This window comes from Paenibacillus sp. MER 99-2 (assembly GCF_023714095.1).
Lineage (GTDB): Bacteria > Bacillota > Bacilli > Paenibacillales > Paenibacillaceae > Paenibacillus.
In genome coordinates this window covers 1-241 of the sequence record NZ_JAMAUZ010000073.1, presented here as the reverse complement: position 1 = coordinate 241, position 241 = coordinate 1, and the positions used below count along the sequence as shown (strand labels likewise).

At 52.7% G+C, this 241-nt stretch carries 1 rRNA gene; it reads right to left on the bottom strand.

The features are described 5' to 3' along the window. Positions 1 to 241 (bottom strand): 23S ribosomal RNA (locus M3636_RS29390); the annotation flags it as partial.

The window sequence follows — 241 nt, the reverse complement described above, 5'->3', positions numbered from 1 at the left end:
TCCGCGTTCGCTCGCCGCTACTGACGGAATCACTATTGTTTTCTCTTCCTCAAGGTACTTAGATGTTTCAGTTCCCCTGGTATGCCTCTACTTGCCCTATGTATTCAGACAAGAGTAACTGGAAATTACCCCAGCTGGGTTTCCCCATTCGGACACCCCCGGATCAAAGCTTGCTTACAGCTCCCCGAGGCAGTTTCGTTGTTCGCCACGTCCTTCATCGGCTCCTAGCGCCTAGGCATCC